The organism is Tistrella mobilis (genome assembly GCF_041468085.1).
Classification (GTDB): Bacteria; Pseudomonadota; Alphaproteobacteria; order Tistrellales; family Tistrellaceae; genus Tistrella; species Tistrella mobilis_A.
Genome location: NZ_CP121017.1, coordinates 2,232,646 through 2,247,491, shown reverse-complemented (window position 1 = coordinate 2,247,491; position 14,846 = coordinate 2,232,646). Strand labels below are relative to the sequence as shown.

Sequence of the window (14,846 nt, the reverse complement as noted above, 5' to 3'; positions counted from 1 at the left end):
GAAGAAAGCCCCACCGCATCGGGAGAGCGCGGCGGTGGCCGTCGGCAGCGGGCCGAACAGCATCCACGTGGGGAGGCCCGTCCAAGATGAATCGCCGTTCCTTCCTCCGCGGTGGCGCCGTCGCCGCCGCGGCAACCACAGCTGCGGCCGCCAGCGGCCTTGCGGCACCTGCACTCGCCCAGTCGCGCATCGAGTGGCGCATGGTCACGTCCTGGCCCAAGAACTTCCCGGGCGTGGGTACCTCTGCCCAGCGGCTGGCCGATCGCATCGCGGCGATGAGCGCTGGCCGCCTGGTGATCAAGGTGTTCGGTGCCGGCGAGCTCGCCCCGGCTTTCGGCACCTTCGATGCGGTTCAGCAGGGTGCTGCGGAGTGCTATCACAGCCCGAGCTACTATTTCGCCGGCAAGAATCCGGGCCTCACCCTCTTCACCTCCATTCCGCTCGGCATGACGGCCTGGGAAGCCCATGGCTGGTGGTTGCATGGCGGCGGCGAGGCGCTTCAGGACGAGATGACCAGGCCGTTCGGCATCAAGGCCCTGCCCTGCATCAACACTGGCGTCCAGGCTGCCGGCTGGTTCAACAAGGAAATCAAGACCGTTGAGGACCTCAAGGGCCTCAAGATGCGGACCGCCGGCCTCAATGCCGAGATCCTGCGCCGTCTGGGCGTCAACGTCGTGACCCTGCCGCCGGGAGACATCTTCCAGGCCATGCAGTCCGGCACCGTCGACGCGGCGGAGTGGATCGGCCCCTGGAACGACCTTGCTTTCGGCCTGCACCGCATCACCAAAAACTACTATGTCGCCGGCACTAACGAGCCGTGCGCCGTAGCCGAACTCGGTATCTCCGAGAAGCACTGGAGCGGGCTTCCCGAGGATCTCCAGGCCATCATCCGCAGCGCCTGCGCCGCCGAATACGAAGCTGCCTTCACCGAGTATTTCACCCGCAACGCCGAAGCGATGGTGGTGCTGAAGAACGACCACGGCGTCCAGGTCCGGACGTTCCCGGATGAGGTTCAGAAGGTGCTGGCTGATGCCGCCCGTGCCGTGGCCCTGGAGCTGCGCGATCGTGGCGACGACGTGACCCGGCGGGCCTGGACCTCGTACATGACCTATCTCGACCACGCCCGCACTTATGGCAACAGCGCCGAGGGCGGCTATCTGGCCCTTCGGGCGAAGTTCGACCCGATCCCGGTGAGCTGACCCCTGGTCAGCCCCTTCGACCGGATCGGCATCAAAATGCGCCGCACCAGAATATGGTGCGGCGCATCATTTTTTTGCAGATGCTTCTGGACAGCCGCAGCGCACGGGCCTAGACAGGTCGCCCGATGGTATACCATTACGGTATGTCCGTCGGATGTCAGGAACCGTGCAAGGAAGACCGGCCGATGGACCGCCGTTCATTCATCAAGCGCAGTGTTGCCACCGGCGCTGCAGCAGCCGCCACCACCTTCGCCGCCCCGGCCATCGCCGAAGGCCGCATCGAATGGCGGCTGATCACATCCTGGCCGAAGAATTTTCCCGGCCTGGGCACGACAGCCGAACGTCTTGCACAAAAGATCACCAAAATGAGTGGTGGCCGGCTGACCGTGAAGCTGTATGCCGCTGATGAACTCGTGCCGGCTTTCGGCGTGTTTGATGCCGTCCAGCAGGGGGCTGCAGAAGCCTATCATTCGGCCGCCTATTACTACGGCGGCAAGCATCCCGCGCTCAACTTCTACACCAGCGTGCCGTTCGGCATGTATGCGCCAGAACATATGGCCTGGTGGCTGTATGGTGAGGGGGAAAAGCTGCAGGACGAGCTGTACGCCCCGTTCGGCATCAAGGCGATCCCGGCTGCGAATACCAGCGCTCAGGCCGCAGGCTGGTTTGTGCGCGAAATCACTGGCCCGGACGACCTGAAAGGGTTGAAGTTCCGCACCGCCGGGCTGAACGGCGAACTCTGGCGCGAAGCCGGCTGCAATGTCGTGCAGCTGCCGGGCCGCGAGATGTTTCAGGCCTTTCAGAGCGGCATGATCGATGCTGCGGAATGGGTGGGGCCCTGGAACGACCTCGCCTTCGGTCTGCATCGTCTGGCGAAGAACTACTATACGCCCGGCATCGGCGAGGGTCAGGGCGCTGTCGAGATCGGCATCGGCCGCAGGCATTGGGATGCCCTGCCCGACGATCTGAAAGCCGTGGTCCGCGAGGCGGCGATTTCGGAATACCAGGCCAATGTGTCGGAATTCCTGATCCGCAATGCAGCGGCGCTCAAGGCTCTGCAGACCGAGCATGGCGTCAAGGTGCAGCCGTTTCCCGAAGCCGTGGATGCGGCTCTTGCCAGGGCCGGCGAAGCCGTCATGCTCCGCCTGCGCGATGGCGGTGACGCCCTGCTGAAGAAGATCTGGGCCAGCTATTATGGCTTCCGGAACGATTGCATGACCTGGACACGGCATGCCGAGCAGCCCTATCTGAATGCACGGGCAAAAGGCCCCGCATTTACCGACTGATACCCAGGCGCGAACTCTGCGCACCAATCACGGCCCTTGCGTGTTCCGGTTGGTAAAGACGCAAGGGCCGCCGCATTTCAGTCCCCGCGGCAGCGGAGCTGCATGTATCTATATTGCATTGCATCATTAAATTTTGCAGCGCAATGCAGAGAAAGCCTTGGTCCGATTGGGTGAACATTACTGACCCAATCTCACCATGTCAGCTTGCGTTCACTCGATGACCCCTTATACTACCCCCCAGATCGCCGGACCGGGGCCTGATCGCGGCAGAGACCCGCGGCCAGGGAGGGGCCGTGCCGGCGATGGTTTCGGGGGTATCTCTACGTTCGCCGGCGATCCGCCCCCCCGCCGGATCCGGGGACGTCGGGCAACCGACCAAAACGCACGAAAAGCTGCCAAAAAATTCATCAGGGAGAGACCGATCGATGGATCGTCGTTCGTTCCTCAAGGGATCGGCCGCCGCGGGTGCCGCTGCCGCCGCCGTCGCCGCTTCCAACTTCCCGGCGCCGGCCATCGCGCAGGGCAAGATCGAGTGGCGCATGGTCACCTCGTGGCCGAAGAACTTCCCCGGCCTCGGGACGGCCGCGGAGAGCATCGCGCAGAAGATCACCAGCATGAGCGGCGGACGGCTGACCGTGAAGGTCTTCGCCGCCGGTGAACTGGTGCCGGCTTTCGGTGCCTTCGATGCCGTGCAGCAGGGGGCTGCGGAAATCTATCACTCGGCCGCCTATTACTATGGCGGTAAGCATCCCGGTTTCCATTTCTTCACCACCGCGCCCTACGGCCTCTATGCCGCCGAACAGTTCGCCTGGTGGGCGGTCGGCGACGGCGAGAAGCTCCAGGATGAACTCTATGCCCCGTTCGGCGTGAAGGCCTTCCCGGCGGTCAACACCTGCGCGCAGGCCGTGGGCTGGTTCGCCAAGGAGATCAACACGCCCGACGACCTGAAGGGCCTGAAGTTCCGTACCGCCGGCCTGAACGCGGAAATCTTCCGCCGGCTTGGCTGCAACGTGGTTCAGCTGCCCGGTGGTGAAATCTTCCAGGCCATGCAGTCGGGCACCGTCGATGCGGCCGACTGGGTCGGCCCCTGGAACGATCTGGCCTTCGGTCTGCATCGGGTTGCGAAGAACTACTACACCCCCGGCATCGGCGAGCCCTCGGCCACCATCGAAATCGGCATCGGCAAGAAGCATTGGGATGCCCTGCCCGACGATCTGAAGGCGATCGTCCGTCAGGCCGCCTACAGCGATTATCAGGAAGGTGTGGGCCAGTTCATCGTCCGCAACTCCGCAGCCGTTGCGACCCTGATCAACGAGCATGGCGTGAAGGTTCGCCCCTTCCCCGATCCGGTCTACAAGGTGCTGGGTGACGCCGCCGAATCGTTCATCAACGAATTGAGCGGCGGTGGTGACGACATCCTGAAGCGGATCGTCAAGAGCTACTATACCTTCCGCAACAACAGCATGACCTGGCAGCAGCATGCAGAGCAGCCCTATCTGAACATCCGGGCCGCCGGTCCGAAGTTCTCGGTCTGAGGCGATCGGGGTATGGGGTTCACCCTGTACCCGCCTGCCTGACCGCAGATATCCCGAGCCCGTGTCGCCGCCTGGACCACCGCGGAGACACGGGCTTTTCCGTCCCGACTGTCGCGTTCCACATTACGGCACTAATCCGCCCGATGGTTCAACCAACGCGGTTGTCGGTGGATCTGGCTTGAAACGTCGTTTCACGAAACGGCGAAGACAAGACATCTTGCGCCAATTACTTCACTGACTCGAAGTCGGATCGTTCACACGAACGAAAATGCGCCCTGATCTGTCAAAAAATGACAAAAAGACTGCAATTTCAGTGCGCTTCTTCTATACAAGGAGCACGTTTCGGCCGGGTTGCGGCCGATCGCTCCCCCAGCAGCCGCCTGTGACAAGGCAGAAAGAACCCATTAGGAGGGAACACCGTGAACGCCCTCAGAGCGCTTGCAAGCGCCGTGGACGCGGTGAACGAAGGGATCGGACGAGTCGTTTCCTGGCTTGCTCTCGTGCTGGTGGTCGTGCAGTTCGCAATCGTGCTGATGCGCTACGTCTATGGCGTCGGCGCGATCGCGGTTCAGGAATCGATCCTGATCATGCACGGCATCCTGTTCCTCGTCGCCGCGGGCTATGCGCTGCTTTACGATGCGCACGTCCGGGTTGACGTGTTCTACGGCGAAGCCAAACCCCGCAAGAAAGCGATGGTCGATCTCTTCGGCTGCATCGTCTTCCTCGCTCCGTTCATCTACGTCATCTGGGACGTCGCTTATCCTTACGTCGCCTCATCCTGGGCGGTGAAAGAAGCGTCGAACGAGACCAGTGGTCTGCCCGGCGTCTATCTGTTCAAGACCACCATCCTGGCCTTCACAGTCCTGGTCGGCCTCCAGGGCGTGGCGCTTGCGCTGCGCTCGATCCTGGTGATCGCCGGCCTGGCGGACACAAACAAGTCTCGAACGGGCGGGGCTGCGTGACGCCATGCTGATCAAGGACTATCTCGACATCGCCATGTTCATCGTCCTGGTCGGGGCGTTGCTCATGGGCTTTCCGGTCGCCTTCACACTGGGCGGCGTATCGATCATCTTCGCCTTCATCGGCAACGCCCTCGGCGTGTTCGACCTGTCGTTCCTCAGCTTCCTGCCCCAGCGCATCTTCGGCACCATGACCAACGAGACCCTGGTCGCGGTGCCGCTGTTCGTGTTCATGGGCGTGGTGCTGGAACGCTCGAAGGTTGCCGAGGAACTTCTTGAGACCATGGGCCTGCTGTTCGGCCGCCTGCGCGGCGGCCTCGGCATCTCGGTCTCGGTGGTCGGTGCGCTGCTTGCGGCGTCGACCGGTATCGTCGGTGCAACCGTCGTCACCATGGGTCTGATCGCGCTGCCGACCATGCTCCGGCGCGGCTACGATCCGCGCCTCGCCACCGGCGGCATCGCCGCGGCGGGGACGCTCGGCCAGATCATCCCGCCCTCGATCGTGCTGGTGCTGCTGGGTGACGTCATGGGCTCCGCCTATCAGCAGGCGCAGCTCAAGATGGGTATCTTCTCGCCCGATACCGTCTCGGTCGGTGACCTGTTCGCCGGTGCGCTGATCCCGGGCCTGATGCTGGTCGGGCTGTACATTCTCTACCAGGTCTTCGCGGGCATCATCAATCCGGCCGGGTCGCCCGCTCTCACCGCGGAAGAGGTGGCCGAAGGCCGTGGTCCTGGTTTCGGCAAGCGGATCTTCAGCGCCCTGGTGCCGCCGCTGGTGCTGATCATCGCCGTGCTGGGGTCGATCCTGGGTGGTCTCGCCACGCCGACCGAAGCCGCGGCGGTGGGTGCCGTCGGCTCGCTGATGCTCGGCGCCGCCCGCGATCCGGAACGCAGCCCCATCCCGATCTACATCTCGGGCGCGGCCCTGATCGCGATTCTTGTCCTCACGGGCTTTATGGACCTGCGCTTCCAGCGCAGCGTGATCAGCACGGCCGAGAATATCGGCATCATCGTCGCGGCGATCCTGCTGGTGCTGATCGCCTGGGGGCTGATCATCTCTATTCTGCGTGCGGCGCGGACCAACATGCTGAACGAGGTGATGCGCGGCACTGCCCGGGTCAGCTCGATGGTCTTCGTCATCCTGATCGGTGCCGCAGCCTTCTCGCTGGTGTTCCGCGGGCTGGGCGGCGACGATCTGGTCCACGAACTCCTGACCGGCATGCCGGGCGGTGCCTTCGGGGCCCTGCTGATCGTGATGATCGTCATGTTCATCATGGGCTTCTTCCTGGACTTCATCGAGATCACCTTCGTGGTGGTCCCGCTGGTTGCCCCGGTTCTGCTCCAGCTCGACGTGAACCCGGTCTGGCTGGGCGTCATGATGGCCATGAACCTGCAGACCTCGTTCCTGACCCCGCCCTTCGGCTTCGCGCTGTTCTATCTGCGCGGTGTTGCGCCGCCGTCGGTCAAGACCTGGGACATCTATAAGGGTGTGGTTCCCTTCGTGCTGATCCAGATTCTGGCGCTCGCCATTCTGTGGACCTTCCCGGGCATCACCACCTTCCTGCCCGATCTGCTCTACAGGTAACCCGCACATCTTCCGGCCGGCCTTGTCGGGGGACGGGGCGGCCGGGCGGTGCCGGCGGATCAATCATGAAGAACGGCCCGGCGGATGGGGATCCGCCGGGCCGTTCTTTGTCGTTTGCCGGATATGCGGAAGGCTCAGTCGCCGAAGCGGTTGTCGCGCGGGAAGCCGTTGGGTGCCAGAGCACCCGGCCCGCCACGTGCCTTGGTGATCCAGCGGGCCAGTTCAGGCATCAGCACCTTGCGGGTCTGCGGCCCCCGCTGCCAGGAGAGGCCGTCCTGCGGCTCTACCAGCTTCAGGCCACGCACGTCCGACGGGCCGCCCTGGCGATAGGATTGCAGCCGCACGCCCTTGCCGCGGGTCATATGCGGCACCTGGTCGATCGGATAGATCGCAAGCTTGCGGTTCTCGCCCACGATGGCGAGATGGGTCGCATCGGCATCGATCCGCCGCACCAGTTTCAGCTTCTGCCCCTCACCCGGCACCAGGACCTGACGGCCGGTACGGGTCTGGGCCACAGCGTCCTCCGGCTTGACCATGAAGCCACGGCCGTCGCTCGCCACCAGCAGCAGATCCCCGGGCGTCCCGGCCAGGGCCAGGGTTACGATCCGGGCATCGGCGGCCAGATCGACCATCAGCCGCAACGGTTCTCCGAAGCCACGGCCAGGCGGCAGCTTGTCACCCTGAAGGGTATAGACCCGGCCGTCATCGGCGAAGACCAGGATCCTGTCGGTGGTCTGGGCCTCGATGCGCTGTGCCTCGGCATCGCCTTCCTTGAAGCGCAGCTCCTGATCGGGGCCGATATGCCCCTTCATCGCCCGAATCCAGCCCATGGTCGAGAGCACGATGGTCACCGGCTCACGCTCGACCAACGCTTCGATCGAAACCATCTCGGTCTTCGGTGCCTCACCCGGCGTGGTGCGCCTCCGGCCGAGGTCGGTCTCGGGGCCGAAACGCTTCACCAGATCGGCGAATTCGACATCCAATGCATCCCGCTGGCGGCCTTCGTCGGCGAGCAGCCCCTTGAGCTTCTTCTGCTCCGTGGTCAGCTGCTTGCTCTCGCGCTCGATCTCGATCTGCTGCAGCTTGTGCAGAGCCCGCAGCCGCATGTTGAGAATGGCCTCGGCCTGAACCTCGGTCAGCTCGAACCGTGTCATCAGCCCCGCCTTCGGCTCGTCGGCGGTCCGGATGATCTGGATCACCTCGTCGAGGTTCAGATAGGCGATCAGCTGGCCCTGCAGCACCTCCAGCCGCCGGGCGATTTCCGACAGGCGGTGGCGGGTGCGCCGGCGCAGCACCTCGATACGGTGCTCGATGAAGGCGGCCAGCACGCCGCGCAGGCTCATAACCTGCGGCACGCCATCGGCGTCGAGCACGTTCATGTTCAGGCTGAAGCGGTTCTCGAAATCACTCTGCCGGAACAGGCTCTCCATCAGCAGATTGGGATCGACATCGCGCGATCGCGGCTCCAGCACGATGCGCACATCCTCGGCCGATTCGTCGCGAATATCCGCGAGCAGCGCCAGCTTCTTGGCGGTCAGCAGCTCCGCCACCCGCTCGATCAGCCGGCCCTTCTGGACCTGGAACGGAATCTCGGTGACGACGATCTGATAGCGGCCATGGGCCAGATCCTCGCGATGCCAGCGCGCCCGCACCCGAAAGCCGCCACGGCCGGTGGCATAGGCCTCGGCAATCGAAGCCTTGCTTTCGACCAGCACACCGCCGGTCGGAAAATCGGGTCCCTGGACATGGCTCAGCAGCGCCTCGTGCGGGCAGTCCCGATAACGATCCTCGGGCCGGACGGCCGTCCCTTCCGGGAAATCCCGATCGGTCTTGCGATGGCCCAGCATCATGCGCGCCGCCTCGGCCAGTTCTGCGGCGTTGTGCGGCGGGATACTGGTCGCCATGCCGACCGCAATGCCGGTTGCCCCGTTGGCAAGCAGATTGGGGAAGCCCGCGGGCAGCACCACCGGCTCTTCGTCGGTTCCGTCATAATTGGCGCGGAAAGCGACGGTGTCACGGTCCAGATCCTGCAGCAGCAGCATCGCGACCTCGGTCAGCCGGGCCTCGGTGTATCGCATGGCGGCGGCATTGTCGCCGTCGATGTTGCCGAAATTGCCCTGGCCGTCGACCAGCGGATAGCGAAGCGCGAAATCCTGCGCCAGACGGACCATCGCGTCATAGACCGCGGTGTCACCGTGCGGGTGGTATTTACCAATCACGTCACCGACCACGCGGGCGCATTTCTTGAAGCCCTGGGCGGGGTCCAGCTTCAGCTGCCGCATGGCGTAGAGCAGCCGCCGCTGCACCGGCTTCAGCCCGTCGCGGACATCGGGCAGCGAGCGCGAGGTGATGGTCGACAGCGCATAGGCGAGGTAACGCTCACCCAGCGCATCGGCCAATGGTACGGTCTCGATCAGCCCCGCATTGTCCGGGCTTCCGGTCTCGTCGCTCATCGGATCTCCATCGGGTTGGTGCCGTCTGCGGAGGATGGCCCCCGGCCGCTCCGGCGTGCCAGCCGATCGGCCAGCGCGATCCTGAGCGGCGGCACGGGCTGGCCGGCACCGGAAAACAGGTGTCGATCGAGGAAGTAAAGGGTCAGACGCAGGCCGTCAACGATCTCCGCCGCCTCTGCCCTGTCCAGCGGCACGGTGCCGCTCATGAAGCCCGGCAGCGGCAGCAAACGGTCCGCCCAAGGGGCGCCGGCGGCCCGGGATACCGCCCGACCCGAGCGGGGAGAGACATGGCTGAGATCCTCGGTCACCCCGGTCAGGGCGCAGGTCCCTAGATCCAACCCATATCCCAGATCGGCAAGCAGGTCTCGCTCAAGAAGCACGAAAGCCGCCGCCCAGACCGTCTCAGGCGCATGTTCGATCGCGGCGATCAGCGCGACGGCCCGGTCGAACAGCCCGCCGATGCGCAGCCGGTCGGGCAGGATGCGATCCAGAACGGCGGCAAGGGCACCAAGTGCGGTCAGCCGCAGCCCGTCATCGATCATCCGGCCTGCCGGCTCGTCCAGGGGCTCGATGGTATAGCCGCCGAGCTGGCTGTCCAGGCGGCCCTTCCAGGTGACCAGCAGCCGGTTGCCCGGCTCGATCGTTCCGCGCATGCGCCGCCCGGCCCCGCCGCGAACCAGCCCCTGATGGCGGCCATGGCCATCGGTCAGGGCCGAGAGCACGACATCGGCCTCGCCGTGGCGGCGGGCAGCCAGCACGATCGCCTCTTCGGTCCACTCGATCATCCGGGCTCTCCTGCGGCGACATCCCCGCCCGCCGCAACATGGTGGCGCAACCCTTCCACCAGGGCGTCGAAGACGACCCGGCAACGCGGCGCCCGGCGCAGGTTCTCGTGCATCGCAACCCAGGTGTCCAGCACCAACCCGTTCACCTCGGGCAGCACGCGAATCAGATCCGGGCTCCGGCGGGCGACAGCCACCTGGCAGAAGCCGATTCCGGCGCCGGCCCGGATCAGCGCCAGCTGCGCCAGGTCGCTGTCGGTTCTGAGCGCGAAGCGCGACCGCGTAAAGCCGCCGAGGCCATGCTCCTCTGCCCCCGCCATGAACCGCCGGACGATTGCCGTCTCACGATCGAAGCCGATCAGCCGGTGCCGGCTCAGATCTGCCGGGGTGGACGGCATGCCGTAGCGGTCAAGATAATCGCGACGGGCATGCAGCCCCAGCGCGACGGCCCCCACACGCTTGGCGACAAGCGCCTCCTGTGCCGGGGCAATCATGCGCACCGCAATATCCGCATCCCGGCGCAACAGATCCTCCACGGCATTCGACAGCACGATCTCGACCGTCAAGCCCGGATGGGTGTCCTGCAGGGCGGCCAGGATCGGAGGCAGAACCTCGACGCCGATCACCTCGCTTGCCGTGACCCGCACCGTCCCCGCCACTTCGGCGGCCGAGGCCGAGGCCGCACGCAGCAGCGCCGATGCCGTCGCCTGCAGGGTTTCGGCATAGGGTCCGAGTTCCAGCGCCGCAGGGGTCGGCACCAGCCCATGCAGGGAGCGGGTGAAGAGCTGCTGGCCCACGGCCTGTTCCAGGGCATCGACATGACGGCCGACCGTGGGCTGGGCCAGCCCCAGATGTCGGGCGGCAGCCGACAGCGACCCCTCCCGCAGAACTGCGAGAAAGGTGCGATACAGATCCCAGCTCGGATCACCCATGGCCATGCACGAAAGTATAGCGACCATAGGAACCTCGTCAATTTTCTGGAGGACCCGAGGGGGCGATGCTGGCTCCGTCACCCCACAAGGCGGAGCGAACACATGAGCATGAACGCTAAGGCCCTGGTCCTTGGAGCGTCCGGCGGCATCGGTGGAGAGACGGCGCGGCAGCTGGTGGCTGAGGGCTGGCAGGTGCACGCCCTCAGCAGGCGCGCAACCTCCATGCCGGCCATACCGGGCATCACCTGGGTGCCGGGCGACGCCATGTCGCCCGACGATGTCCGCAGGGCTGCGGCGGGATGCCGGCTGATCCTGCACGCAGTGAACCCGCCCGGCTATCGCAATTGGCATCAACTGGTGCTGCCGATGATCGACGCCACCATCGCCGCCGCCCATGCAACCGGCGCCACCATTCTGCTGCCCGGGACCATCTACAATTACGGCAGCGATGCCTGTCCCATTCTGACCGAGACGTCCCCGCAGCATCCCGACACCGCGAAAGGCGCCATCCGCGCCGAGATGGAGCGCCGTCTCCAACGGGCCGCAGATGGCGGGGTGCGCAGCATCGTGTTGCGCGCCGGCGACTTCTTCGGTCCGAGACCCGGCAACAACTGGTTTTCGCAATGCCTGGTACAGCCCGGCCGGCCGGTCCGCCGGGTGATCCATCCCGGCCGGCCGGGTATCGGTCATCAATGGACCTATCTGCCCGACATGGCCGCCACCTTCCTGCGGCTGGTGGCCATCCGCGACCGGCTGCCGGCCTTCACCACCCTGCATATGGCGGGGCATTGGGATCCGGACGGCACCGCCATGACCACCGCAATCGCCCGGGCGGCGGGGCGGCCGGTCAGGATCCGGCGCCTGCCCTGGCGGATGCTCGGCCTTGCCGCACCATTCGTGCCGCTGATCCGCAATCTTCGGGAGATGCGCCATCTGTGGCAGATGCCGATTCGGATGTCGAATGACCGGCTGCTGGCGCTGATCGGTGTCGAACCGCACACGCCGCTTGACGAGGCGGTTCGCCGGACCCTGACGGGACTCGGTTGCCTGCCCCCGGCTCAGACGTCCCAGCCGGGATGACGATAGATCATCGGCCCGTCATCCTCCTCTTCCGGGCCACGCTTGGGTGGCGGTGCCGGCTGTGGTGCCGCATAGAATCGTGGCTCGCGCCGGTCCCAGGTGGGCTCGTAGGGGGCGCGCATCTTCAGGCCGTTCTGGTTCTTGTCGGCATCGCGCATGGCGTTCTGCAACTGCTGGGCCTGTTTCAGATCCCAGGGCAGGACATAATAGCGGGGAATATCGTCGCCCTCGGGCTGGATCCACAGATAGATCCCCTCGCCTTCCCGTATCACAGATCCCAGCACGGTGGCCTCGCCGGCCCCCTTGTCCAGCCATTCCATCGTGATCGGCTTGGGTTGCGACAACAATGTGGTGAAGCCCAGATAGGCGGCGGGCAGCAGCAAGGCGGTCAGCCCGATGGCGGCCATCCGTACCGGAAGGCGCCTGGGCGCCCAGATGGCAAGCGTCGCAAGCAGGGCGGCGATGCCGGCCGTGGCGGCGAAGACGTAGACGACATCGCTCATGCGTCTCTCCTTCCCTCACCCGCGATGGCTGCGCAGGCGCTGATAGAGGCTGTTGACGCTGTCCGGCACCAGCCTCGCCTTGTCGTCGAGCCGGAAGCGCATCGCCGTGATCTCCTCACCCTCGCGGTTCAGGGCCACCTCGGTCGCCAGGATCTGCCGGGCCGACGACTGCTGATCGCTCTTCACGCTGGCGACCACCTTCACCCGCACCGGCAGCTGCCGGCTCTGGTTACGGAACAGATGGACGTTCACGATGTACTCGCCCGGCGGAATGCCCCGGCTGTAGGAGACTTCGTGATTGCTGTCGGTGGCGTCACCATAGCGGCCGAGGTCGTCACGCAGCAGGTTGAAGATGACCCCGCCCTTGTTGGAATAGCCGACCGGTACATCCCCCGGTGCCTTGACCCAGAGGTCGACATCCGTGTCGAGATCCGCCGCCCACAGTGCCTCGACGATCACATTGCCGGGGGCGGTGACTTCCGCCTGATCCTGCTTGCGGGGCGGGTTGAGATGCGGCAGCAGCAGGATGACCACCGCCACGAAGCCCAGCAGGGTGAGGGTGATGACATCGCGAAAGACGGTTCCTGCACCGTCGTCGCCATCGGGTTTGAGAGGGTCGTCATACAACATCGCCTTCACCCCGCGCGACAAGATCCGCGACCAGGGTGACGGTGCCGCCCGCAAGGATCTGATAATTCAGCCGAAGCCAGATGTGCAGGATGCTGCCCACCAGGGTCGTCCAGAGCGCGATCGCCATGCCGTCCAGCAGCTGGGCGACCATCGGACCGACCGCCGAGACATCGGCGACACGGTCCTGATCAACGCCTGACAGCGCCACGATGAAGCCGACCACCGTGCCGATCAGGCCCAGCAGAACCAGGCTGTCGGCGATGTAGCGCACATTCGACGCCCGGGCGTAGAGCTTGGCCTTCAGCCCCTCGGCAACCACCGGGCGGCGTGCCTCGGGCACACGGGTCAATGTGGCAAGATAGGCGGCAACCCGGCCGTTTCTTGCGGGTTCGGCCCGTTTGAGATCGTTCAGCCCTTCGCTGATCTGGATGATCCGCCAGGCACAGAGCGTGAGGCCGACCAGGAAGACCGCAAAGATCAGAACCGAAATCCGGCTCGAATCAGACACGAGCACCCGGTCGATCCAGCCATGGACCCAGGCCATGGCCAGCCCCGCGGCGGCCACCATATTCACCAGCAGGAAACGATAGATCAGAAGATAGCGATGATGCATGCAAACCACCCCCTCGGACGCGCGCGCCTCGGGCGCGGTTACAGACGCGCCATCGGCGTGGGACGGGGGGCGGGATCGGGGACCGGCCCGGCACATCCGGTCCGGCGGGCGCACGGGCGCTCGTCGCCGGACCGGCAGCCGGATCGGCGGTGCGGGGTCCACGAACCGGACCGGGACCTCTCGCAGGAAACCCGCCCTCCTTTTCAGGAGGTGGTCGGGTATGTGCGGGTGATCAAGCCGTTATTGAATGCTGTAACATCAATCCCTTGACGGGAGCGCGTGCGGTCAGCGCGGGTAGTCCAGATTCATCTCGCGATAGCGCTCGGGATCATCCGCCCAGCTTTCGCGGACCTTCACGAACAGGAACAGGTGTACCCGGCGTTCCAGGATCTGCTGCAGTTCCGTCCGGGCCGCGCTGCCGACATGCTTGATCGTCCGCCCGCCGGCGCCGAGTACGATCTTGCGGTGGCTCTCGCGCTGAACATAAACCACCTGATCGATGCGGGCGCTGCCGTCCGGCTTCTCCGTCCAGGCTTCGGTCTCAACCGTCAGCGCATAGGGCAGTTCCTCGTGCAGGCTGAGGAACAGCTTCTCGCGGACGATCTCGGCTGCCAGGAAGCGCATCGGCACGTCGCTTGCCTGATCTTCCGGATACATCCACGGGCCCTTCCGGGCGACCGCCGCCAGAGCATCGGCCAGGTCGTCGACACCCGAGCCGTTCTCGGCCGAGATCATGAAGATCCGGTCGAAGATGCCGAGCCCGTCCACTTCCGCCGCCAGCGGCAGAAGCTTTTCGCGCGCGAGCAGGTCCACCTTGTTGAGCACTGCCCAGGCCCGGCGCCCTTCGGCCTTCAGCCCGTCGACGATCAGGCGCACATCGTCGGTGATGCCGCGCTTGGCGTCGATCATCAGCAGCAGCCCGTCGCCGGCATCGCCGGCACCGCTCCAGGCCGCCTGGACCATGGCCTTTTCCAGCCGGCGCTTGGGCCGGAAGATGCCGGGGGTATCGATGAACACCAGCTGGGCCGGCCCGTGCATCGCGATGCCGACGATCCGGCTGCGGGTGGTCTGCACCTTCGGGCTGACGATCGAGACCTTGGAGCCGACAAGACGGTTCACCAGTGTCGACTTGCCGGCATTGGGCGCACCGATCACGGCGAAGAAGCCGGTCTTCTGCTCGTCGACCGGCACCGAGGCCGGTGCCTCGGGCGGCGGCAGCATGTCGAGGCCGTCGTCCTCGTCCCCGTCGTCCTCGTCATCCCGGTCGTCGTCGAGATCGTCGGCCTCAT

At 65.3% G+C, this 14,846-nt stretch carries 13 protein-coding genes; 6 read left to right on the top strand and 7 right to left on the bottom strand.

Features of this window, described 5'->3' with window-relative positions:
- Positions 1 to 86: 86 nt before the first annotated feature.
- The 5 genes from P7L68_RS15945 to P7L68_RS15925 all read left to right on the top strand — a co-directional run bounded on the left by P7L68_RS15945 (position 87) and on the right by P7L68_RS15925 (position 6,564).
- Positions 87 to 1,199: a TRAP transporter substrate-binding protein gene (locus P7L68_RS15945; protein WP_372006611.1), complete on the top strand. Its 1,113-nt coding sequence runs from the start codon at positions 87 to 89 to the stop codon at positions 1,197 to 1,199.
- Between the two features lie 185 nt (positions 1,200 to 1,384).
- Positions 1,385 to 2,485, top strand: coding sequence for a TRAP transporter substrate-binding protein (locus tag P7L68_RS15940; protein WP_372006610.1), 1,101 nt, complete (start codon positions 1,385 to 1,387; stop codon positions 2,483 to 2,485).
- 425 nt (positions 2,486 to 2,910) lie between these two features.
- Positions 2,911 to 4,020 carry a TRAP transporter substrate-binding protein gene (locus P7L68_RS15935; RefSeq protein WP_372006609.1) on the top strand — a complete coding sequence of 370 codons (1,110 nt, stop codon included), beginning with the start codon at positions 2,911 to 2,913 and terminating at the stop codon, positions 4,018 to 4,020.
- Between the two features lie 419 nt (positions 4,021 to 4,439).
- Positions 4,440 to 4,982 carry a TRAP transporter small permease subunit gene (locus P7L68_RS15930; RefSeq protein ID WP_372006608.1) on the top strand — a complete coding sequence of 181 codons (543 nt, stop codon included), beginning with the start codon at positions 4,440 to 4,442 and terminating at the stop codon, positions 4,980 to 4,982.
- A gap of 4 nt (positions 4,983 to 4,986) precedes the next feature.
- Positions 4,987 to 6,564, top strand: a complete 1,578-nt coding sequence (locus tag P7L68_RS15925) for a TRAP transporter large permease subunit (RefSeq protein WP_372006607.1) — start codon at positions 4,987 to 4,989, stop codon at positions 6,562 to 6,564.
- 134 nt (positions 6,565 to 6,698) lie between these two features.
- Here P7L68_RS15925 and parC read toward each other — a convergent pair whose 3' ends face one another.
- The 3 genes from parC to P7L68_RS15910 are packed head-to-tail and all read right to left on the bottom strand — an operon-like array spanning position 6,699 to position 10,758.
- Positions 6,699 to 9,017 carry a DNA topoisomerase IV subunit A gene (gene parC, locus P7L68_RS15920; protein ID WP_372006606.1) on the bottom strand — a complete coding sequence of 773 codons (2,319 nt, stop codon included), beginning with the start codon at positions 9,015 to 9,017 and terminating at the stop codon, positions 6,699 to 6,701.
- Positions 9,014 to 9,802 carry a DNA repair protein RecO gene (gene recO, locus P7L68_RS15915; protein WP_372006605.1) on the bottom strand — a complete coding sequence of 263 codons (789 nt, stop codon included), beginning with the start codon at positions 9,800 to 9,802 and terminating at the stop codon, positions 9,014 to 9,016. Before recO ends, parC begins: the two co-directional genes overlap by 4 nt.
- The gene (locus P7L68_RS15910) at positions 9,799 to 10,758 is read right to left on the bottom strand and encodes a LysR family transcriptional regulator (RefSeq protein WP_372006604.1); all 960 of its coding nucleotides are present in this window, start codon (positions 10,756 to 10,758) and stop codon (positions 9,799 to 9,801) included. Before P7L68_RS15910 ends, recO begins: the two co-directional genes overlap by 4 nt.
- Positions 10,759 to 10,833: 75 nt before the next feature.
- Here P7L68_RS15910 and P7L68_RS15905 point away from each other — a divergent pair, with 75 nt between their 5' ends.
- On the top strand, positions 10,834 to 11,811 hold the full coding sequence (locus tag P7L68_RS15905) for an NAD(P)H-binding protein (RefSeq protein ID WP_372006603.1): 978 nt from the start codon (positions 10,834 to 10,836) through the stop codon (positions 11,809 to 11,811).
- Here the strand turns inward: P7L68_RS15905 and P7L68_RS15900 are convergent.
- From P7L68_RS15900 to era, 4 genes are all read right to left on the bottom strand, one after another.
- Positions 11,790 to 12,314 carry a hypothetical protein gene (locus tag P7L68_RS15900; protein ID WP_372006602.1) on the bottom strand — a complete coding sequence of 175 codons (525 nt, stop codon included), beginning with the start codon at positions 12,312 to 12,314 and terminating at the stop codon, positions 11,790 to 11,792. The genes P7L68_RS15905 and P7L68_RS15900 overlap by 22 nt on opposite strands.
- A 15-nt stretch (positions 12,315 to 12,329) precedes the next feature.
- Positions 12,330 to 12,944, bottom strand: coding sequence for a hypothetical protein (locus P7L68_RS15895; RefSeq protein WP_372006601.1), 615 nt, complete (start codon positions 12,942 to 12,944; stop codon positions 12,330 to 12,332).
- Positions 12,934 to 13,557 (bottom strand): MotA/TolQ/ExbB proton channel family protein, encoded by a 624-nt coding sequence (locus tag P7L68_RS15890; RefSeq protein WP_372006600.1) that lies wholly within the window; start codon positions 13,555 to 13,557, stop codon positions 12,934 to 12,936. The genes P7L68_RS15895 and P7L68_RS15890 overlap by 11 nt, the downstream gene beginning before the upstream one ends.
- A 285-nt stretch (positions 13,558 to 13,842) precedes the next feature.
- On the bottom strand, positions 13,843 to 14,778 hold the full coding sequence (gene era, locus P7L68_RS15885) for a GTPase Era (protein ID WP_372006855.1): 936 nt from the start codon (positions 14,776 to 14,778) through the stop codon (positions 13,843 to 13,845).
- Positions 14,779 to 14,846 lie beyond the last annotated feature (68 nt).

Bases quoted from the DNA above. Each gene is read 5' to 3' on its own strand.
- P7L68_RS15945 (WP_372006611.1), top strand. From the start codon at position 87: ATGAATCGCCGTTCCTTCCTCCGCGGTGGCGCCGTCGCCGCCGCGGCA.
- P7L68_RS15940 (WP_372006610.1), top strand. From the start codon at position 1,385: ATGGACCGCCGTTCATTCATCAAGCGCAGTGTTGCCACCGGCGCTGCA.
- P7L68_RS15935 (WP_372006609.1), top strand. From the start codon at position 2,911: ATGGATCGTCGTTCGTTCCTCAAGGGATCGGCCGCCGCGGGTGCCGCT.
- P7L68_RS15925 (WP_372006607.1), top strand. From the start codon at position 4,987: ATGCTGATCAAGGACTATCTCGACATCGCCATGTTCATCGTCCTGGTC.
- parC (WP_372006606.1), bottom strand. From the start codon at position 9,017: ATGAGCGACGAGACCGGAAGCCCGGACAATGCGGGGCTGATCGAGACC.
- recO (WP_372006605.1), bottom strand. From the start codon at position 9,802: ATGATCGAGTGGACCGAAGAGGCGATCGTGCTGGCTGCCCGCCGCCAC.
- P7L68_RS15910 (WP_372006604.1), bottom strand. From the start codon at position 10,758: ATGGTCGCTATACTTTCGTGCATGGCCATGGGTGATCCGAGCTGGGAT.
- P7L68_RS15905 (WP_372006603.1), top strand. From the start codon at position 10,834: ATGAGCATGAACGCTAAGGCCCTGGTCCTTGGAGCGTCCGGCGGCATC.
- P7L68_RS15900 (WP_372006602.1), bottom strand. From the start codon at position 12,314: ATGAGCGATGTCGTCTACGTCTTCGCCGCCACGGCCGGCATCGCCGCC.
- P7L68_RS15895 (WP_372006601.1), bottom strand. From the start codon at position 12,944: ATGTTGTATGACGACCCTCTCAAACCCGATGGCGACGACGGTGCAGGA.
- P7L68_RS15890 (WP_372006600.1), bottom strand. From the start codon at position 13,557: ATGCATCATCGCTATCTTCTGATCTATCGTTTCCTGCTGGTGAATATG.
- era (WP_372006855.1), bottom strand. From the start codon at position 14,778: ATGCTGCCGCCGCCCGAGGCACCGGCCTCGGTGCCGGTCGACGAGCAG.